Below are 1105 nucleotides of genomic sequence, written 5' to 3' on the forward strand. Positions count from 1 at the left end.
CCGCCGCCGGGGCCGCCGAGCAGCGCCGCCGCGGCCGGGAGCAGCAGGCCGAGGTCGGCGCCGGAGCCGGCGTCGGGCGCGCGCCCGAGCACGATCCAGGACAGCTTGGCGGGGTCGGGCACCTCGGGGTCGGACACCAGCTTGATCTGCGGACGCTTGGCGCTGCCGGTGATCGCCACCCCGGCCTCGACCTCCAGGCCCTTGCGCAGCGCGACGATGTTGAGCCCGGGCGCGTCGAGCGGGCCCTGGAAGTTGATCAGGCCGCGCTCCAGGGTGAGGTTCTGGCCGTAGCCGCGGTAGCCGCCGCCGACGGTCTCGATCGTGCCCACCGCCGACAACGGCCGCCCCGGCTGCAGGCGGATGCGCAGGCCGCCGGCGAGCCGCGTCTCGAGGCCGAGCGCCGACAGGTAGAGCGCGTCGCCGAGGCCGACGCGGACATCCGCGTTGACCGCGAAGCCCCCGCCATCCTGCGCCGGGGCCGGCTCGCGCCCGAGCACGACGACGTCGTCGGACAGGCTGGGCGGCAGCGCCTCGGCGAACTCGATGTAGCCGGCGTCGGCGCGGAACTCCGCGTCGAGCACAAGGGATTCCCGGGTGCTGCGCGCCGTGCCGTCGCCCGAGAGCAGCATCCAGCGGTCATCGCGCTGCAGCAGCGGCAGACGGTCGGCGTCGAAACGGAAATCGCCCGCGCCGCTGTCGAGCGCGAGCTCGCCGCGCGCGGTGAAGCGCCCGGGCGTGGCGGTGAGGCGCTCGAAGGGGATGCGGTTCTCGCGCGGGCGCACGCGATTCTCGGAGACGAACTCGAGCCGCTCGAGGCGCACGCGCTGCTGGTCGAAGTCGAGGTCGATCTCGCCGCCGGCGAGGATCAGGCCCTGGTCGACCAAGGTGAAGCCGAGCTCGCGCCCCTCGACGCGGCCGCTCGCGCGCGGCGCCTCGATCGTGCCGCCCACGGTGACGTCGCCGCGCAGGCGCCCGGCCAATTCGACGCTCTCCTGCGAGAGGCGCCCGAGCCAGGCGAGCGAGGGCATGTCGAGGCGCGCCGCGCCGCGGATCGCGGTCGCCGGCGGCACGCTCCACAGGCCGTCGGCGCCGCGCCGCGCGCGCA

Annotated in this window: 1 protein-coding gene; it reads right to left on the bottom strand. The window is 75.9% G+C overall.

Going from position 1 to position 1105, the window contains the following annotated elements:
* Positions 1-1105 (bottom strand): translocation/assembly module TamB domain-containing protein (locus C667_RS23195; protein ID WP_004389673.1); only part of this gene is annotated, 1105 nt, incomplete at both ends.

The organism is Thauera phenylacetica B4P, assembly GCF_000310225.1.
GTDB classification, from domain to species: Bacteria; Pseudomonadota; Gammaproteobacteria; order Burkholderiales; family Rhodocyclaceae; genus Thauera; species Thauera phenylacetica.